Origin of the sequence: Actinomadura sp. B10D3, assembly GCF_039871695.1 — a bacterium.
Lineage (GTDB): Bacteria > Actinomycetota > Actinomycetes > Streptosporangiales > Streptosporangiaceae > Spirillospora > Spirillospora madurae.
Genome location: NZ_JBDPLY010000015.1, coordinates 81035 through 97870 on the forward strand (window position 1 = coordinate 81035; position 16836 = coordinate 97870).

The window sequence follows — 16836 nt, forward strand, 5'->3', positions numbered from 1 at the left end:
GTCAGCTCTTGCGGAGGACGCCGCCGAACTCCTTGACCTGCTTGTTCTCCCCGGCCGCGCCGAGGAACGGCTGGAGGGGGGCGTCGACGGTGGCCGGAGGCGGCTGGTCCGGGTCCGGGCGCCAGTCGGCGACGTCCACCAGGCCGGGCGGGACCGGCTCCAGGTCGGGCACGAGCGGCCGGAAGTCCTCGACCGTGCGGGTCTTCCACACCAGCCCCATTTCGGTGGCCTTGGCGGTGTGGGAGTCGGCCGTCTCCCGGTCCGCCCCGACGAACTGGGACATCGCGAGGAAGCTGCCCGGGACGAGCGCGTCGGCGGTCGCGGCGAACATCCCGCGGACCTGCTCGTCGTCCGGGATCGAGTGGGCCACCGACAGGAACAGCGCGGCGACCGGCCGGTCGAAGTCGATGAGGCGGCGGACCTCGGGGTGCGCGAGGACGTCCCCGGGGTCGGTCATGTCCGCCTGGATGACCGTGGTGGACTCCGCGCTCAGCAGCGCACGGCCGTGGGCCAGCACGATGGGGTCGCTGTCCACGTAGACCACGTGCGCGTCCGGCTGGAACCGCTGCGCGACCTGGTGGACGTTCGCCTGCGTCGGCAGGCCGCTGCCCATGTCGAGGAACTGGCGGATCCCCTCTTCCTCGGCCAGGTGGCGCACCACCCGGTACAGGAACTGCCGGTTCTCGCGGGTGACGTCGAGCCCCTCGTTGAACTGGGTGACGAAGCCCAGCACGGCCGCGCGGTCGACCTCGTGGACCCGGCGGCCGTGATCTTCCGCGATGATACCGCCGCCGCCCGCGGGCCCGCGGCGCCTCAGGGCTCCGCGCGGGCGGTCAGTTCGGCCCAGGCGGCGGCCAGCCGGGCGGTCGCCTCGGTGAGCACGTCGGCGGGGAAGGTGTACGGGAGCCGCAGATGGCGGTCGTGGGCGCCGGTCGGGTCCATGGCGGCGCCCGGGACGACCTCGACGCCGTGCCGCAGCGCCACCTGGGCGAAGTCGCGCGCGTCCCGTCCGGGCAGCTCGATCCAGAGAGCCGATCCGCCGTCCGGCGGCCGGAAGCGCCAGCCGGGCAGCCGCTCGTTCAGCAGCGCCGCGAGATGGTCGAGGCGCCGCCGCAGGACGTCGGCGCGGGCCGCGGCGATGTCCGGGAGCCGCGGCAGCAGGCGGGCGGCGAGCGCCTGGTCGAGGACGGGGCTGCCGAGGTCGGCCAGCGCCTTGTGGCGGGCGAGCCGCTCGACGACCCCGGCCGGGCCGCGCACCCATCCGGTGCGCAGCCCGCCCCACACCGACTTGGCGAGCGAGTCGGCGGACAGGATCTCGGCGCCGCGCGGCGCGTACGCGGCGATCGGCGGCGGTGCGTCCCGGCCGCCGAGGCCGTAGGCGTTGTCCTCCAGGACGGGCACCCGGTGCTCGGCGGCGAGTTCGGCGACCCGGCGGCGGCGCCCCTCCGCCATCAGCGTGCCGGTCGGGTTGTGCACCGTCGGCATGACGTACAGCAGGTCGGGGCGGTGCCCGGCGAACGCCCGCGCCAGCTCGTCCGGGCGGATGCCGTCCTCGTCGAGGGGCACGCCCGCGAGCCGCGCGCTGGCCGCCCGGAACACGTCGAAGCAGCCGGGCCATCCGGGCGACTCCACGACGACGACCGACCGCCGCCGCAGGTACACCTGCGCTACCAGCGCCAACGCCTGGGACACGCCCGTCGTCACGAGCACCTGCTCGGGCGTGGTCGGCAATCCGCGGGAGGTGAAGTGCTCGGCCACGGCGACGCGGAGCGCGGGCAGGCCGCTCGGGTGGTAGCCGGTGTCCGCCATGAGGCCGGGCAGGTCCTCCGCCAGCAGGGCGGCCAGTTCCTCGCCCAGCTCGGGCACCGCGCCCTCCATGGCGTGGCGCAGCGAGATCACGTCCTCCGGACCGTCGATCAGCCTCTGGAAGATCGCGGTCGCCCGGCCGCCGGGCACGCGGCCGTCGGCTCCCGGGCGGGACGACCCCGGTTGCCGGACCACCCGGGTGCCGCTGCCGCGCCGGCTGTCGACCACCCCGAGCCCGCGCAGCTCGTCGTAGGCGGTGACGACCGTCGCCCGGCTCACCACCAGCGCCTTCGCCAGGGCGCGCTCGGCGGGCAGCCGCTCGTCGGCGCCCAGGGAGCCGTCCAGCACGGCCCGGTGGAGGGCGGCGGCGAGCTTGCGGTACAGCGGGCCGGGCCCGCTCGTCCAGTCGCCGAGGATCTCGGCCAGCTCGCCCGGATCGCGAAAACGGTCCACCTGCGGCCTGATTGGCCCGGGTTCGCCCGCCTCCATGGAGCCAGGCTAGCGGTGACGCCGCAGCCGGCGGCCGACCCAGGGAGCGACCACCATGACCACCCTTCTCGCCTTCGCCGCGGCCTCCATCGCGCTCATCGTGATCCCCGGCCCGAACGGGATCTACATCATGACGCGCAGCGCCGCCCAGGGATACCGGGCCGGCCTGGTCTCCGCGCTCGGCGTCGAGACCGGCACGCTCGCGCACATCGCGCTCGCGGTGCTCGGCGTCTCCGCGCTCATCGCGGCCTCACCGGTCGCGTTCACCGCCCTGAAGTTCGCCGGTGCCGGATACCTGCTCTACCTGGCGGCGCGCACGATGCTGCGGCCGTCCGAGCTGGACCTCGGCGAGGGGACCGCCCCGCTTCCGCTGCGGCGGGTGTTCCGGGACGGCGTGGTGGTCAACGTGCTCAACCCCAAGGTCGCGCTGTTCTTCCTGGCGTTCCTGCCGCAGTTCGTCACGTCCGATGCCGGGACGGCCGGGGCGCGGGCGCAGATGATGCTGCTCGGCGCGGTGTTCTTCGTGCTGGCGCTCGTCCTGGACGCGGGCTACGCCGTCGCGGGCGGCGCCGCCCGCCGCTGGCTGGGCCGCCGCTCCGGCTCGGCGCACCGCTACGGCTACGCGATCGGCGGCGTCTACCTGAGCCTCGCCGCCTACACCGTCGCCGCCTGACCCGGAGCCTCGTCCACAAGGGGCCCTGAGGACAGGGAGCCTCAAGGGCGGGGAGCGCGGCGGTCCTGGCGCTGCCGCAGCTCCTCCTCGTCGACCAGGGTGAGCATCGGCTGTCCGGGCACGCACATCATGACGGCGACGAAGCGGCTCGGGGCATCCGTGAGGTTGTTGGCCGCCTGGTAGTGGATGACGTCCCCGCCCGGCTCCCGGAACGCCTCCCCTGCGCGGATCACCCGTTCCGGCTCGCCCTCCAGCTCGAAGATCATTTCGCCTTCGAGCATGTAGCCGAAGACGGGGCCGCTGTGGCGGTGCGGCGGGGTGCCGGGATCGCCCGGCGGCAGCTCGATGTGGATCGTCATCGCGCAGGCCCCGTCCGGGATCGAGGGATGCTCCTCCTGAAGGACGGTCAGGACGGTGTTCGACTGCGAAATGCTCTGCATGAACGCCACGCTAGGGCAAAACCGGCTCACTGAGATGAGCCGGTTCGGCGTCACGATATTGGTCCAGTTCGATCGCCCGTGGCGGAGCCGAGGCTCGCTGGAATGCCACAATGCGGTGTGAGCAAGCCGCGTCTGATCGTCGTCAGCGGGCCGCCTGGGACCGGCAAGACCACGCTCGCGCACCGGCTCGCGCAGGGGCTCGGCTGCCCCGCGATCATCCGGGACGAGATCAAGCAGGGCATGGTGCTCGCCGCGGGTGGGTCCGGCACCGGCGGCAACGACCGGCTCAACCCGCCCGCGCTGTCCGCCTTCTTCGACACCCTGACCGTCCTGGCGAAGGCCCGGGTGACCGTGGTGGCCGAGGCCGCGTTCCAGGACCGGGTGTGGCGCCCGCGCCTCGAACCGCTCCTCGGCATCGCCGCCGTCCGCATCGTCCGGTGCACGGCGCCGGCGGCCGTCGCGCACGAGCGGGTCGCCCGTCGCGCCGCGAGCGACGCCCACCGGGCCGCGCACGGCGACCGGGCCCTGCTGGAGGCGATCGCCGCCGGGCGGCACTCCAACGACTCCTTCGTCTGGATCTCCCTGGACGCTCCGACGATCACCGTGGACACCACCGACGGCTACGACCCCGCCCTCCCGGACCTCCTCGCCTTCGCCGGAGGCGAGGCGTAGGGGTCCCCCGCCCATGAGTTAGCTTTGCCTTTCCTTAACTGTGCTGATCAAAGTGTGCCGATCAGACTGTGCCGATCATGGGAGCGGGAGTGGTCACGGGAAGGGCCGTGCTGAAGTGGGCCGTTCGGTCGCAGCGGCGGGACGTCGTGGTCGCCGCGGTGCTCGCCTCGGCGCACCAGGTCGGTGAGGCGCTCGTCCCCGTGCTCATCGGCATGGCGATCGACCAGGCCATCGCCGGGGACGACGGGCGCGCCCTCGTCCTGTGGCTGGGAGCGCTCGCGAGCGTGTACCTGGTGCTGTCGTGGAGCTTCCGGATCGGCGCCTACGCCGGGGAGCGGGCCGGGGCGCGCGCCGCGCACGGGCTGCGGCTGGCGCTCGTGGAGCGGGTGCTGGACCCGCGCGGCGGCGCCGAGAGCGGGCGGCTCCCCGGCGCGCTGACCGCCATCGCCACCGAGGACGCGCGCCGCGTCGGCGCCGTGAACGTGGCGCTGATGGCCGGGACCGCCGCGCTGGTGGGCATCGCCTCGGGCGCGGCGGTGCTGCTCGGCATCTCCCTGCCGCTCGGCCTGGTCGTCGTGCTCGGGACGCCGCTGCTGATGCTGCTCGGGCACCTGCTGGGCAAGCCGCTGGAACGCCGCAGCCGCGCCGAGCAGGAGCGCGCGGCGCACGCGTCCGCCGTCGCCGCCGATCTGGTCGCCGGGCTGCGGGTCCTCAAGGGCCTCGGTGCCGAGCCCGCGGCGGTCGAACGGTACCGGCGCACGAGCGCGGACTCGCTCGGCGCGACGCTGCGGGCCGCGCGGGCGGAGGCCTGGCAGAACGGGACGGTGCTCGCGCTCACCGGGGTGTTCATCGCCCTCGTCGCGCTGGTCGGCGGGCGGCTGGCCGCGCAGGGGGAGGTGAGCCTCGGGCAGCTCGTGTCGGCCGTCGGCCTGGCGCTGATGCTGCTCGGCCCGCTGTCGGTCCTGGCATGGGTGAACGCGAGGTTCGCGCAGGGGCGCGCCTCCGCGGCCCGGATCGCGGACGTGCTGGCCGCGCCGTCCGCCGTCCCCGAGGGGGACGGCGTGCCGCCCGAGCCGGTCGCCGGGCATGTGCGGCTGAGCGGCGTGACGTCCGGAAGCCTGCGGGAGCTGGATCTGGAGGCGCGGCCCGGCGAGCTGCTCGGCGTCGTCGCCCCCGACCCGGGCGACGCGGAGGCGCTGCTGCGCTGCCTCGGACGCGAGACCGACCCGGACGCGGGCACCGTCGAGCTGGACGGCGTCCCCCTGAGCACCCTCCACCCGGCTGCGGTGCGCGCCTCGATCCTGGTGGCCGCGCACGACGCCGACCTGTTCGCCGGAGACCTGGCCGGCAACCTCGCGTCCGGCGACCTCTCGTCCGGCGATCTGGATCGCGTGCTCGCCGCGGCCGGTGCCGGCGAGATCGCCGCCGCCCTCGGGGACGGCGCGTCCGTCGGCGAGCGCGGCCGGGCGCTGTCGGGCGGGCAGCGGCAGCGCGTGGCGCTCGCCCGCGCGCTGGCCGCGGACGCGCCCGTCCTCGTCCTGCACGATCCGACGACGGCGGTGGACGCGGTCACCGAGGCGCGCATCGCCGAGGGGCTGCGCGCGCTGCGCCGGGGCAGGACGACGGTCGTCGTCACGACGAGCCCGGCGCTGCTCGCCGTCACCGACCGGGTCGTGCTGGTCTCCGGCGGCCGGACCGGGGACGCCGCGACGCACTCCGAGCTCGCGACCCGCCACGACGGCTACCGCGCGACGGTCCTGTCATGACGGGCCCTGTCATGACCCGCCCTGCCACGACGGGCGGGGACGGTGCGGAGCCGCTGCCCGTCGCGTCCGGCGCGCGGGTCCGGGCGCTGCTCGGCGGGCTGCTGCGGCCGCACCGCGGGCTCGCGGCCGGAGCGGCGGCCGTGATGACCGCCGCGACGGCCGCCGGGATGCTGACCCCGCCCCTGCTCGGCCGGGTGGTGGACGTCGTCGCCGAGCACCGGCCGGACGCGGTGACACCGCTGATCGCGCTGCTCGCCGCCGTCGCGGTCGTCCAGGGCCTCACCACCGCCTGGGGGCTGACGCTGGTGGCGCGGCTCGGCGAGACCGTCCTCGCCCGGTTGCGCGAGCGGTTCGTCGAGCGGGCCCTGCACCTGCCGCTCGCCGAAGTGGAGCGGTCCGGGTCCGGGGACCTCGTCGCCCGCGTCACCGGGGACGTGTCGCTGATCGCGGAGGCCGTCCGCCGGGCGCTGCCCGAGCTGGTGCGGTCCCTGCTGGCGATCGCGCTGACCCTCGCCGGCCTCGCCCTGCTCGACTGGCGGTTCTTCCTCGCGGCACTGCTCGCCGCGCCCGTCCAGGCGTACACCGCCCGCTGGTACGTGCGGCGCGCCGTCCCGCTCTACGCCGAGCAGCGCGCGGCGAACGGCGTCCAGCAGCAGCAGCTCCTCGACAGCATCGGCGGCGGCGCGACGGTCCGCGCGTTCCGCCTGGAGGACGAGCACGCCGGCCTCGTCGCCCGCCGCTCGTCGGCCGTCGTGGACCTGACGATGCGCGGCATCAGGCTCGTCCTGCGCTTCTACATGCGGCTGCACGTCGCCGAGTACACGGGCCTGGCGGCCGTCCTGGTCACCGGGTTCTGGCTGGTGCGCGGCGGGTCGGCGTCCATCGGCACCGCGACCGCCGCCGCCCTGTACTTCCATAATCTGTTCGGCCCGATGAACACCGCGCTCGCGCTGCTGGACGACGCGCAGGCCGCCGGGGCCGGGCTGGCCCGCCTCGCCGGCGTGGCGGACCGGCCCGCACCCGAGCCGCCCCGCCCGGTCGCCCCGCGCGACGCCTCGGTCGTCGCCACCGGGCTCGGCCACGCCTACGTGCCGGGACGGCCCGTCCTGCACGGCGTCGACCTGGAGCTCCGGCCCGGCGAGCGGGTCGCGCTGGTCGGCGCGAGCGGCGCGGGCAAGACCACCGTCGCCCGGCTGATCGCAGGGGTGCACCGTCCGGAGGCCGGGACGGTCCTGGTCGGCGGGATCGACCTGGACGACCTCGGCCCCGCCGCCGCGCGGCAGGCCGTCGCCCTGGTCACCCAGGAGGTGCACGTGTTCGCCGGGCCGCTCGCCGCCGACCTGCGGCTCGCACGGCCCGGCGCCACCGGCGCCGACCTGCGCGCGGCGCTCGCGACGGTCGGGGCGCTGGAGTGGGCGCGGGCACTGCCGGGCGGCCTGGACACCGTGGTCGGCGACGGCGGCCACCGGCTCACCGCCGCGCAGGCGCAGCAGCTCGCGCTGGCCCGGCTGGTCCTCGCCGACCCGCGGATCGCCGTCCTGGACGAGGCGACCGCCGAGGCCGGCAGCAGCGGCGCCCGCACCCTGGAGCGGGCCGCGGACGCCGCCGTCGCGGGCCGCACCGCGCTGATCGTCGCGCACCGCCTCACCCAGGCCGCGTCCGCCGACCGCGTCGTCGTCCTGGAGGACGGCCGCGTCGTGGAGGGCGGCACCCACGACGAGCTGCGCGCGGCCGGCGGCCGGTACGCGGCCCTCTGGCAGGCCTGGTCCGGCGCACGGGCCGATCACAGCAGCAGCACGACGAAGACCAGGTAGGCGACGATGTTGACGACCCAGCTGTGCGTGCCGAGCCACTCCCGGACCCGGGGCATCACCCGTTCGGCGCGCCGGTGGAACAGCAGGAGGGCCAGCAGCGGCAGCGCGGCGACCAGGACGACGGCCCCGACGAACGGCAGCGCCGACACCAGGGACGAGTCCGACTGCTCCAGGTTCGCCCCGACGGTGAGCATGACCGCGACGTCCGACGGCATCAGCAGGATCACCAGGAAACCCGTCCTGAACGCCTTCCGGGGGCCGGCCTCCATCAGCGCCCCGAGCCATTTCGGCGGCGCCGCCGTCTCCCTCCGCACGTAGGCCTTCAGCGCGGCGAGCAGCAGCACGCCGACCAGGACGTACTGGACGACGGTCCCCGCGGCCCCCCGATCGGACGGGTCCCCCAGCTCGACGTTGTTCCCCACCAGAGCGAACACGCCCCGGGTCACGGCGACCCCGAGCATCGTCGCGACCGCCACCCCGGCGAGGAAACCCAGCGAGACCCGCACCGCCCGCTCGGTCGTCACCAGGATGATCGCGGACATGATCTGCGGCCCCACCATCATGGTGATGGCGAGCGGGAGTATCTGAAGACTCACCTACGCCCCCTCCCCGCCACCCCCAAATGCTCCCCCCTCGTCCCTCCCCCACACCGCCACGCACCAGATCCTGTGTCAGACGGAGCGGACGGCTCTTAGGGATTCTTTCAGGGAGGTCAGGGTCGAGAAGACGGCCGTGGGTTCGTAGCCGCAGTGGGCCATGCAGTTGGCGCAGCGGGCGTCGCGGCCGCGGCCGTAGGAGTCCCAGTCGGTCTCGTCCAGGAGTTCCTGGTAGGTCTGGGCGTAGCCGTCCGACATGAGGTAGCAGGGGCGCTGCCAGCCGAAGAGGGAGTAGGACGGGATCGCCCAGGCCGTGCAGGGGAAATCGACCTTGCCTTCCAGGAAATCCAGGAAGAGCGGGGAGTGGTTGAAACGCCAGCGTTTGCGATTTCCGTCCGCGAAGGCCTTCTTGAACAGTTCCCGGGTTTCCTGGACGCCGAGGAAGTGCTCCTGGTCCGGGGCTTTGTCGTAGGCGTAGCCGGGCGAGATCATCATCTCGTCGACCTTGAGATCGTCGTTGAGGTAGTTGAGGACGTCGATGACGGTCTGCGGCGTGTCGGTGTTGAAGATGGTGGTGTTCGTGGTGACGCGGAAACCGCGCCTCTGGCATTCCTTGATGGCCGCCACGGCGTCGTCGAAGACGCCTTCCTTGCAGACGGACTCGTCGTGCCGTTCGCGCAGGCCGTCGATATGGACGGCCCAGGCGAAGTAGGGCGACGGCGTGAACTTGTCGATCTTCCTCGGGATGAGCAGCGCGTTCGTGCAGAGGAAGACGAATTTCTTGCGCTTGATGAGCTCGGCCACGAGTTCGTCGATCTGCGGGTGCATGAGCGGTTCGCCGCCCGCGATGGAGACCATCGGGGCGCCGCACTCCTCGATCGCGGCGAGGGCCTGCTCGACCGGCATGCGCTTCTTGAGGACGTCGTGCGGGTGCTGGATCTTCCCGCAGCCGGCGCAGGCGAGATTGCAGGCGAACAGCGGTTCCAGCTCGACGATCAGCGGGAACTTCTCCCTGCCGCGCAGCTTGTTGCGGAGGATGTAGGTGCCGATGCGGACGCTCTGGCGTAGCGGCATGCTCATGGTGTCCGGACCTCCTTGGGCAGGGTGAACTCCGTGGTCTCCACCGTGACCGTGTGCTCCTTGATGTCGACGGGGCCGAGGCCGCGCAGGGCGTCCACGACCGCGTCGAGGACGGACGGGGGCGCGGAGGCGCCGGCGGTCAGGCCGACGACCCGGGCCTCGCGGAGCCGTCCGAGCGGGATGTCGGCGGGGCCGTCGATCAGCACCGCCGGCGTGCCGCGGCTCTCGGCCACCTCGACGAGGCGGCGGGAGTTGGACGAGTTGGACGAGCCGACCACGAGGACGAGGTCGGAGTCGCGGGCGACGCCGGTCACGGCCTCCTGCCGGTTCGTGGTGGCGTAGCAGATGTCGTCGGTGTGCGGGCCGACCGCGTCCGGGAACCGGCCGGTGATCGCGGCGGCGACCTCGCCGGCCTCGTCGGCGGCGAGGGTGGTCTGGGTCAGGTAGGCGACGGGACGGTCCGCGGGCAGCGACGCGGCGTCCTCCGGGGTCTCGACCAGGTAGGTGGCGGACGGCGCCTCGCCGAGGGTGCCCTCGACCTCCTCGTGCCCGGCGTGCCCGATCAGCGCGACGAGGTGGCCCTGCGCCGCGAACCGGCGGGCCTCGGCGTGCACCTTCGACACGAGCGGGCAGGTCGCGTCGACCACGCGCAGCCCGAGCCGCTCGGCCTCCGCGCGGACGGCGGGCGCGACGCCGTGCGCGGAGAACACCGTGACCGCGCCGGGCGGCACCTCGTCGAGCTCGTCGACGAAGACGGCGCCGCGGCCGCTCAGGTCGTCCACCACATGGGAGTTGTGGACGATCTGCTTGCGCACGTAGACGGGCGGCCCGTGCAGGGCGAGCGCGCGTTCCACGATCTCGATCGCCCGCTCCACCCCGGCGCGGAACGACCGGGGACCGGCGAGGAGGAGGCGGCGCGGGCCGGCGGCGTCCGCCCATTCCCGCAGGGCGGGGCCGACCGTGCGCAGGCGGCGCAGCGCGGCGGTCCCGCCCGGGATCGTCGCGGGGCTGACCAGGGGGCGGCCCGGGGTGTCGACGATGGCGCGCACGACCGCGAACGGCCGCTCCCCCGCCGCCGCGGCCAGTTCGGCGGACTCCATGTCGGCGACGAGCGCGCCCGTCGCGGCCAGCGACGCGCGCTCCGAGCCCGTCACCATGTGGTCCACCGTGACGAGCGGCCCCCGGTGGACGGTCGCGCCGGTGGTGCGCTCCAGGAGGCCGGCGAGCGGTTCGGCCGACCGGCACCGCACGGTGCCGGACGCGCCCCGCACCTCGGTCGCGACGAACAGGTCGCCGGGACGCAGCCGGTCGTCCAGCGCGCCGCCGCACCCCACGACGGCGAGCGCGCCGAACTCCGGCAGGCGCCCGGCGGCCGACCGCGCCTTGGCCGGCCCCATCCCGATGCGGACGACGTTCAGGTCGCCGTCCTGGGAGAGCGCGCGCGCCTCGATGCCGAGCGCCGCGCACACCACGAGCCGCGTCATGTCGCACCTCCGAGATAGCGGCCCAGGGCGCTGACGGGGAACACCAGCCGGTACAGGTGGTAGTTGATGTAGAAGTCGCCGGGGAAGCCGGTGCCGGTGAAGTGGTCCTCGTCCCAGTTCCCGTCCGGGCGCTGGTCGTCGACGAGCCAGCGCACGCCGGCGTCCACGGCGGCGGAGCGCTCGCCGGCGGCGAGCAGGGCCAGCAGCGCCCAGGCCGTCTGGGACGGGGTGGACGCGCCCCGGCCGATCCACGCCGGGTCGTCGTAGGAGCGCAGGTCCTCGCCCCATCCGCCGTCCTCGTTCTGGTGCGCCTCCAGCCACGCCACGGCGCGCCGGATCGCGGGCTTGTCCGGGCGGACGCCGGCGGCGATGAGCGCCGGGACGACGCCGCCCGTCCCGTACACGTGGTTGGCGCCCCAGCGCCCGAACCACGAGCCGTCCGGCTCCTGCGCCTTCAGCAGCCACACGACGGCCCGCTTGACCACGGCCGACTCCGCGAGGCCCTCCCGGGCGAGCGCCTCGACGACGTGTGCGGTGACGTCGGCCGACGGTGGGTCGATGACGGCGCCGAAGTCGCAGAACGGCAGCTTGGTGCACAGCTCGCGGGTGTTGTCGGCGTCGAAGGCGCCGAACCCGCCGTCCCGCGACGCCATGCCGTTCAGCCAGCGGACCGCCCGCTCGATCGGCGCCTCCGCCTCCGGCAGGGCCACCCGCCGCAGCGCGAGGATCGCCTCGGCGGTGTCGTCGGTGTCGGGGTAGACGTCGTTGTCGAACTCGAACGCCCAGCCGCCGGGCGGGGTGTCCGGCCGCCGCACCGCCCAGTCCCCCGGCCCGCGGACCTCCTCCCCGACGATCCAGCGCGCCGCCCGCAGCAGCGCCGGGTCGTCCGGCGGGACGCCCGCGTCGGCGAGCGCGGTCACGGCGAGCACGGTGTCCCAGACCGGCGACTGGCACGCCTCCAGCCGGCGCCCCTTCCCGTCCCGGATCGTGAACCGTTCCAGCCCCTCCAGCCCGCGCTTGATGACCGGGTGGTCCAGGCCGTAGCCGAGCTCGTGCAGCGCCATCAGGGAGTACACCCAGGGCGGCTGGATCCCGCCCCAGCAGCCGTCGGCCTCCTGCCGCGCGATGATCCAGTCGGCCGCGCGGCGCATCGCGGCCCTCCGGAGCGGGCGCACCGGCCGCTTCTCGTACCCGTGCAGGACGCGGTCGAGCGCGTTGAAGGCCCGCCCCCAGCCCGTCGCCTCCCGCGCGGGCGCCCGCCCGGCGCGCAGCTCCGGAAGGTCGAACGGCAGGGCCCGGACGGGACGCAGCGAGCCGAGGATCGTCAGCGGGACGATCGTCTGGCGCGCCCAGCACGCCCAGTCGTACACGTTCAGCGGCACCCGGCTCGGCAGGAACATCAGCTCGGGCGGCATGACGGGCAGGTCGTCCCACGACCACTGCCCGAACAGCGCCAGCCAGATCCGGGTGAAGACGCGGCTGCCCTCGATGCCGCCCGCCTCCCGCGCGTAGGCGGCGGCCCGGCGCATGTGCGGGGCGTCCACCGGGTCCCCGGCGAGCCGCAGCGCGACGTACGCCTCGACGGTCGTGGACAGGTCGGCGGGGCCGCCGTGGAAGTTCGCCCAGGTGCCGTCGTCCCGCTGCTGGGACCGGATCCAGCGGGCCGCCTCCCGGGTCTCCTCCGCCGAGCCGATGCCGAGGAACTCGCGGAGCAGCAGGTCCTCCGCGTCCATGGTCACGTTGGTCTCCAGCTCGGCCTTCCACCAGCCCTCGGGCGACTGGAGACCGAGCAGGTGGTCGCGGGCGGCCTCGACGGCGGCGGAGGCCGCGCCCGTGAGTCCGGGAACTTCGGTCGTGGTCATTCGGCGCTTCCCTTCTCGTCCGCCGGCGTGTCAGTGGTCCCGGGAGGTGACGAAGCGTGCGATGTCGCGGAACTCGGCGGCGACGACCTCGTCCATGCCGGAGTCGTCGAGGCACCGGTCCGCGGCGGCGATGCGGCGGTCCGCCTCGGCCGCGGCCCAGTCCCGGCCGCCCGCCGCCTCGACGAGCCGGGCCATCTCCCGCAGGGCGTCCTCGGACGGCGGCTCCGGGTCCGCGTACATGTCGGCGAGCCGCCGCGACTCCGGCCGGCCGGACGTCAGCGCGTACACCACCGGCAGGGACTTCTTGCGCGCCCGCAGGTCGGACAGGACGGGCTTGCCGGTCGTCTCCGGGCTGCCCCAGATGCCGAGCAGGTCGTCCACGAGCTGGAACGCGAGCCCGACCTCGGCGCCGTACCCGGTCAGCGCGGTGACGAGGCGGGTGGGGCCCTCACCGAGCATGGCGCCGATCGAGCAGGCGCAGGCGAGCAGCGCGCCGGTCTTGTCCGCCGCCATGGTCAGGCACTCGTCGAGGGTCACGTCGTCGCGGGACTCGAACCCGATGTCGAGCGCCTGCCCGGAGATGAGCCGCTGGGTGGCGGCGGTCAGGGCGCGCGCCGCCCAGTGCGCGCCCCGGGTGTGCTGGTCGAGCAGCAGCTCCTCCGACAGGGCCAGCAGCGCGTCGCCGCCGAGGATCGCGGCGGACGGGCCGAAGACCGTCCACGCGGCGGGACGGTGCCGGCGGGTCCGGTCGCCGTCCATGATGTCGTCGTGCAGCAGCGAGAACGCGTGCACGAACTCGACGGCGACGGCGCCGGGCAGCGCCGTCTCGTAGGAGGTCTCCGCGGCCCGCGCGGACAGCAGCGCCAGCGCGGGGCGCAGCGCCTTGCCGCCGGCCGCGGCGGGCCTGCCGTCCTCGTCGGTCCAGCCGAGGTGGTAGGCGACGACGCGGCGGGTCCACGGGTCGAGCCGCTCCGCGGAGGCGCGCATGGCCTGGTCGACCAGGGCGCGCCCGTCGGTGATCGAGGCGGGGACGGTGGTCATCGGCCGTTCACCCCGCCGGTGTCGGCCTGCTGCAGGTGCCGCCGGACGAGGCGGGCGGCGGTGAGGCCGCTGCGCACGGCTCCCTCCATCGTGTCGGGCCAGCCCGTGTCCGTCCACGCGCCGGCGAGGAACAGCCACGGCAGCCGGGTCGCGGACGCGGGGCGCAGCGCGCCGCTGCCGGGGCTCTGGCGGAATGTGGCGTGCCGTTCCCGGGTCGCGAAGAAGTCGGTGACGCGGGCGCGGCGGGCGGCCGGGAACAGCCGCTCCAGCGCGGTGAGGTACACCGCGCGCAGTTCGGCGGTGGGCGTGTCGATCCAGCGGTCGGCCGCCGAGACCGAGACCGCGAGGTACTGGCCGCCGGTGAGGCCGCTCACCGCGGTGCGGTCGAACACCCACTGGACGGGCGATCCGACCGCGGCGGCGAACGGCTCGCGCAGGACGGGCCGGTCGTAGACGACATGGACGTTGACGATGGGGCTGGAGCCGAGACCGTCCCAGCTCCCCCGGTCCGGGGACGCCTCCTCGGGGACGAGCGCCGATGCGGCCCGGTGCGGCACCGCGACGACGACGGCGTCGGCACTGACCGGGGAGCCGTTCACGACGAGCTTCGGGCCCGCGTCGATCGCCGTGACCTTGGCGCCGAGGCGGATCCGGCCGCCGTCCCGCTCGATCCGCGCCGCCGGGATCGTGCCGTGCAGGTCGCCGAGCGGGACGGTGGGGACGCCGATGTCGGCGGCGTCCTGGCGGCCGAGGAGCGCGGTCCTGCACACGAAGGCGGCGGGGCCGAGCGCGGCGTCGTCGAGCCGGACGTTGAGCGCGGCGGTGACGAACAGCTCCCAGAGCGCCTCGCGGGCCTGCCGCCGCTGGCCGTGGCGCGCCAGCCAGGCGCCCGTGCGGATCCCGTCGAGCGACGGGTCGGCCGGGTCGAGGCGGTCGAGGGCCAGGGAGGCGAGGGTCGCGCGCAGCCGGTCGGCCGAGGAGAGCAGCTCGTAGCGGGCGAGGGCGGGCAGCAGGTGCAGCGGGCCGGGGGCCTTGGCGCGGCGGAGCCGGCCGGCGGCGCCGTCCGGGGTGAGCACGCGGACGTCGAAGCGGTCCTGGACGCGGACCCGGTCCTGCGCGTCCAGCCTGGCCAGCAGCCCCTGGTACGCCGAGCAGCACTTGAGGAAGATGTGCTGGCCGTTGTCGACGGTCAGGCCGTCCCGGGTGAAGGAGTGGGTGGCGCCGCCGAGCCGGGGACGCGCCTCGTAGATCGTGACCCGCGCGCCGGTCTCCTGGAGCGCCAGCGCCGCGGTGATCCCGGCGAGGCCGCCGCCGACGATCGCGACCTCTCCCCCGGTGCCGTCCCGGGGGCTCATCTGCGGATCCCGGCCATCGCCCTGGCGGACACGGCCGCCTTCTCCCAGGCCGGGAGGGACGTGCGCTTCTCCAGCGCGGCCAGCGGGTCGGTGGTGATGCGTCTCAGCACCTGCCGGTAGATGCCCGCCATCGCCCCCGCGCAGGCGGCGCTGCGCCGGTCGAGCATGGGCAGCAGCTCCAGGCCGGTGCCGTACCACTCGGCGGCCCGCGCCGCCTCGAACCGGACGAGGTTCGCCAGCCGCTCCGGGTCGTCGGTCAGGCGGCCGGACGCGTCCCGCTCCAGCGTGCACCCGAACCGGACCAGGTCCTTGGCGGGGAGGTAGACGCGTCCGTTCAGCCCGTCCTCGCGGACGTCCCGCAGGATGTTCGTCAGCTGGAGCGCGACGCCCAGCGCGTCGGCGCGGGGCACGGCCCTCTCCGGGTCGGGCGTCCCGAACACGCCGAGGGACAGGCGGCCGACGGCGCCGGCGACGCAGCGGCAGTACCAGTGCAGGTCGTCGAAGGTGTCGTAGGTCTCGCCGCGGACGTCGGCCTCGCAGCCGTCGATCAGCTCGCCGAACGCCTCCAGCGGGATCGGATGGCGGCGGGCCGCGTCGGCGAGCGCGACCAGGACGGGGTCGGAGGGATGGGCGTCCAGGTCGGCGAGGCGGGCCCGCTCGTCCGCCAGCAGGGCGAGCCGGTCGGCGGCCGGCGCGGCGTGGTCGTCGCCGATGTCGTCGATCCGCCGGGCGAACGCGTAGACGGCGCTTAACGCGCGTCTTTTCCCCTGGGGAAGCAGCCGGATCCCGTAAGAGAAGTTGCGCGCCTGCGAACGCACGACGTTCTCGCAGTGCCGGTAGGCCGTGGGTGCGTCCATCTGGTCTTCTCATCTCCTTCCCAAGGTCCGCGACCACTCGGCGAGCAGCCGCCCTTTACGGGGTCGTGACGGGCCGCCGAGGACGTCGTAGGCGTCGCGCTCCAGCCCGGCGATCGCGGCGAGACCTCCCGCGACGTATCCGGCGACGGCGACGCGCGCGAACGCCCGGAGCCCGGTGGTGAGGGCCGCCCCCTCGTCCAGCATCCGCTTCGCCCGCCCGGCCTGGAGGGCGATGACCCCGCGCAGGCGGGTCGGGGTGACGGGCGCGGCCAGGTCGGCCTCGACGCAGCCGAACCGGCGCAGGTCGTCGCCCGGCAGGTAGATCCGCCCGTTGCGGTGGTCCTCGCCGGCGTCCTGGCAGTGCTCGATGATCTGCAGCGCGGTGCACACCTTGTCCGACAGCCGGAGCCGGGCCGGCGTGGCGGCGCCGAACACGTGCAGGACGATGTGCCCGACGGGGTCGGCGGACAGGGCGCAGTACCCCACCAGGTCGTCGAACGTGGCGTACCGGGTGACGGTCTGGTCCCTGCGGTTGGCCTCGATGAGGCGGCGGAACGGTTCCGCCGGGATGCGGCGGGCGACGATCGTCCCGGCCAGGTCGCGGATGACGGGAAGCTCCGGCGCCGTCCCCGCGTAGACGCGGTCGAGATCGCGTTCGACCAGGTCGAGCAACTCCGCCCGCTCGGCCGGCGGCGCCTCGTCGCCGATGTCGTCGACCAGCCGGGCGTAGCCGTACACGTTCAGCAGGTGCTCGCGGTGGCGCGCGGGGAGCAGCCGGGTGGCGACCGGGAAGTTCTCCCGGGACTGCAGTTCGGCCCTGGTGCGGCGCTCCTCGTCGGCGTTCCGCAAACGCTCGCTGACGGACATGTGGTTCCTTCGGGGGCGGTGGCGGCACGGAGAC

15 protein-coding genes are annotated in these 16836 nt (G+C 74.8%); 4 read left to right on the forward strand and 11 right to left on the reverse strand.

Annotated elements, in window-relative coordinates:
• Position 1: 1 nt before the first annotated feature.
• Positions 2-847 (reverse strand): SAM-dependent methyltransferase, encoded by an 846-nt coding sequence (locus tag ABGB11_RS22700; RefSeq protein ID WP_347635992.1) that lies wholly within the window; start codon positions 845-847, stop codon positions 2-4.
• Positions 814-2259 (reverse strand): PLP-dependent aminotransferase family protein, encoded by a 1446-nt coding sequence (locus tag ABGB11_RS22705; RefSeq protein WP_347635993.1) that lies wholly within the window; start codon positions 2257-2259, stop codon positions 814-816. Before ABGB11_RS22705 ends, ABGB11_RS22700 begins: the two co-directional genes overlap by 34 nt.
• Before the next feature lie 91 nt (positions 2260-2350).
• On the opposite strand from ABGB11_RS22705, the gene ABGB11_RS22710 reads away from it, so the two are divergent.
• A complete protein-coding gene (locus ABGB11_RS22710; RefSeq protein WP_347635859.1) occupies positions 2351-2968 on the forward strand; it encodes a LysE family translocator in 618 nt (205 codons plus the stop codon).
• Positions 2969-3009: 41 nt separating this feature from the next.
• Here the strand turns inward: ABGB11_RS22710 and ABGB11_RS22715 are convergent, their stop codons facing one another.
• The gene (locus ABGB11_RS22715; RefSeq protein WP_347635861.1) at positions 3010-3408 is read right to left on the reverse strand and encodes a cupin domain-containing protein; all 399 of its coding nucleotides are present in this window, start codon (positions 3406-3408) and stop codon (positions 3010-3012) included.
• Positions 3409-3525: 117 nt separating this feature from the next.
• On the opposite strand from ABGB11_RS22715, the gene ABGB11_RS22720 reads away from it, so the two are divergent.
• From ABGB11_RS22720 to ABGB11_RS22730, 3 genes are all read left to right on the forward strand, one after another.
• Positions 3526-4080, forward strand: a complete 555-nt coding sequence (locus ABGB11_RS22720; RefSeq protein ID WP_347635862.1) for an ATP-binding protein — start codon at positions 3526-3528, stop codon at positions 4078-4080.
• Between the two features lie 89 nt (positions 4081-4169).
• Positions 4170-5846: an ABC transporter ATP-binding protein gene (locus ABGB11_RS22725; RefSeq protein ID WP_347635863.1), complete on the forward strand. Its 1677-nt coding sequence runs from the start codon at positions 4170-4172 to the stop codon at positions 5844-5846.
• Positions 5843-7660 carry an ABC transporter ATP-binding protein gene (locus tag ABGB11_RS22730; RefSeq protein WP_347635865.1) on the forward strand — a complete coding sequence of 606 codons (1818 nt, stop codon included), beginning with the start codon at positions 5843-5845 and terminating at the stop codon, positions 7658-7660. Before ABGB11_RS22725 ends, ABGB11_RS22730 begins: the two co-directional genes overlap by 4 nt.
• Here ABGB11_RS22730 and ABGB11_RS22735 read toward each other — a convergent pair.
• The 8 genes from ABGB11_RS22735 to hpnC form a co-directional block, all read right to left on the reverse strand.
• Positions 7630-8256 carry a GAP family protein gene (locus tag ABGB11_RS22735; RefSeq protein ID WP_347635866.1) on the reverse strand — a complete coding sequence of 209 codons (627 nt, stop codon included), beginning with the start codon at positions 8254-8256 and terminating at the stop codon, positions 7630-7632. The genes ABGB11_RS22730 and ABGB11_RS22735 overlap by 31 nt on opposite strands.
• A 75-nt stretch (positions 8257-8331) precedes the next feature.
• Complete coding sequence (gene hpnH, locus ABGB11_RS22740) at positions 8332-9336, reverse strand: adenosyl-hopene transferase HpnH (RefSeq protein ID WP_347635867.1); 1005 nt, start codon at positions 9334-9336, stop codon at positions 8332-8334.
• Positions 9333-10820, reverse strand: a complete 1488-nt coding sequence (gene ispH / locus ABGB11_RS22745) for a 4-hydroxy-3-methylbut-2-enyl diphosphate reductase (protein WP_347635869.1) — start codon at positions 10818-10820, stop codon at positions 9333-9335. Before ispH ends, hpnH begins: the two co-directional genes overlap by 4 nt.
• Positions 10817-12682, reverse strand: coding sequence for a squalene--hopene cyclase (gene shc / locus ABGB11_RS22750; RefSeq protein WP_347635870.1), 1866 nt, complete (start codon positions 12680-12682; stop codon positions 10817-10819). The genes ispH and shc overlap by 4 nt, the downstream gene beginning before the upstream one ends.
• Positions 12683-12712: 30 nt before the next feature.
• Positions 12713-13723, reverse strand: coding sequence for a polyprenyl synthetase family protein (locus tag ABGB11_RS22755; protein ID WP_347635871.1), 1011 nt, complete (start codon positions 13721-13723; stop codon positions 12713-12715).
• Positions 13720-15078, reverse strand: a complete 1359-nt coding sequence (gene hpnE / locus ABGB11_RS22760) for a hydroxysqualene dehydroxylase HpnE (RefSeq protein ID WP_347635873.1) — start codon at positions 15076-15078, stop codon at positions 13720-13722. Before hpnE ends, ABGB11_RS22755 begins: the two co-directional genes overlap by 4 nt.
• Positions 15075-15935 carry a presqualene diphosphate synthase HpnD gene (gene hpnD, locus ABGB11_RS22765; RefSeq protein ID WP_347635874.1) on the reverse strand — a complete coding sequence of 287 codons (861 nt, stop codon included), beginning with the start codon at positions 15933-15935 and terminating at the stop codon, positions 15075-15077. Before hpnD ends, hpnE begins: the two co-directional genes overlap by 4 nt.
• Positions 15936-15944: 9 nt before the next feature.
• Entirely contained in the window at positions 15945-16802 is an 858-nt protein-coding gene (gene hpnC, locus ABGB11_RS22770) for a squalene synthase HpnC (protein WP_347635875.1), read from the reverse strand.
• Positions 16803-16836 lie beyond the last annotated feature (34 nt).

Coding starts and splice junctions, on each gene's coding strand:
- hpnH (WP_347635867.1), bottom strand. CDS start 9,336: ATGAGCATGCCGCTACGCCAGAGCGTCCGCATCGGCACCTACATCCTC.
- ABGB11_RS22710 (WP_347635859.1), top strand. CDS start 2,351: ATGACCACCCTTCTCGCCTTCGCCGCGGCCTCCATCGCGCTCATCGTG.
- hpnE (WP_347635873.1), bottom strand. CDS start 15,078: ATGAGCCCCCGGGACGGCACCGGGGGAGAGGTCGCGATCGTCGGCGGC.
- hpnC (WP_347635875.1), bottom strand. CDS start 16,802: ATGTCCGTCAGCGAGCGTTTGCGGAACGCCGACGAGGAGCGCCGCACC.
- ispH (WP_347635869.1), bottom strand. CDS start 10,820: ATGACGCGGCTCGTGGTGTGCGCGGCGCTCGGCATCGAGGCGCGCGCG.
- ABGB11_RS22755 (WP_347635871.1), bottom strand. CDS start 13,723: ATGACCACCGTCCCCGCCTCGATCACCGACGGGCGCGCCCTGGTCGAC.
- hpnD (WP_347635874.1), bottom strand. CDS start 15,935: ATGGACGCACCCACGGCCTACCGGCACTGCGAGAACGTCGTGCGTTCG.
- ABGB11_RS22715 (WP_347635861.1), bottom strand. CDS start 3,408: ATGCAGAGCATTTCGCAGTCGAACACCGTCCTGACCGTCCTTCAGGAG.
- shc (WP_347635870.1), bottom strand. CDS start 12,682: ATGACCACGACCGAAGTTCCCGGACTCACGGGCGCGGCCTCCGCCGCC.
- ABGB11_RS22730 (WP_347635865.1), top strand. CDS start 5,843: ATGACGGGCCCTGTCATGACCCGCCCTGCCACGACGGGCGGGGACGGT.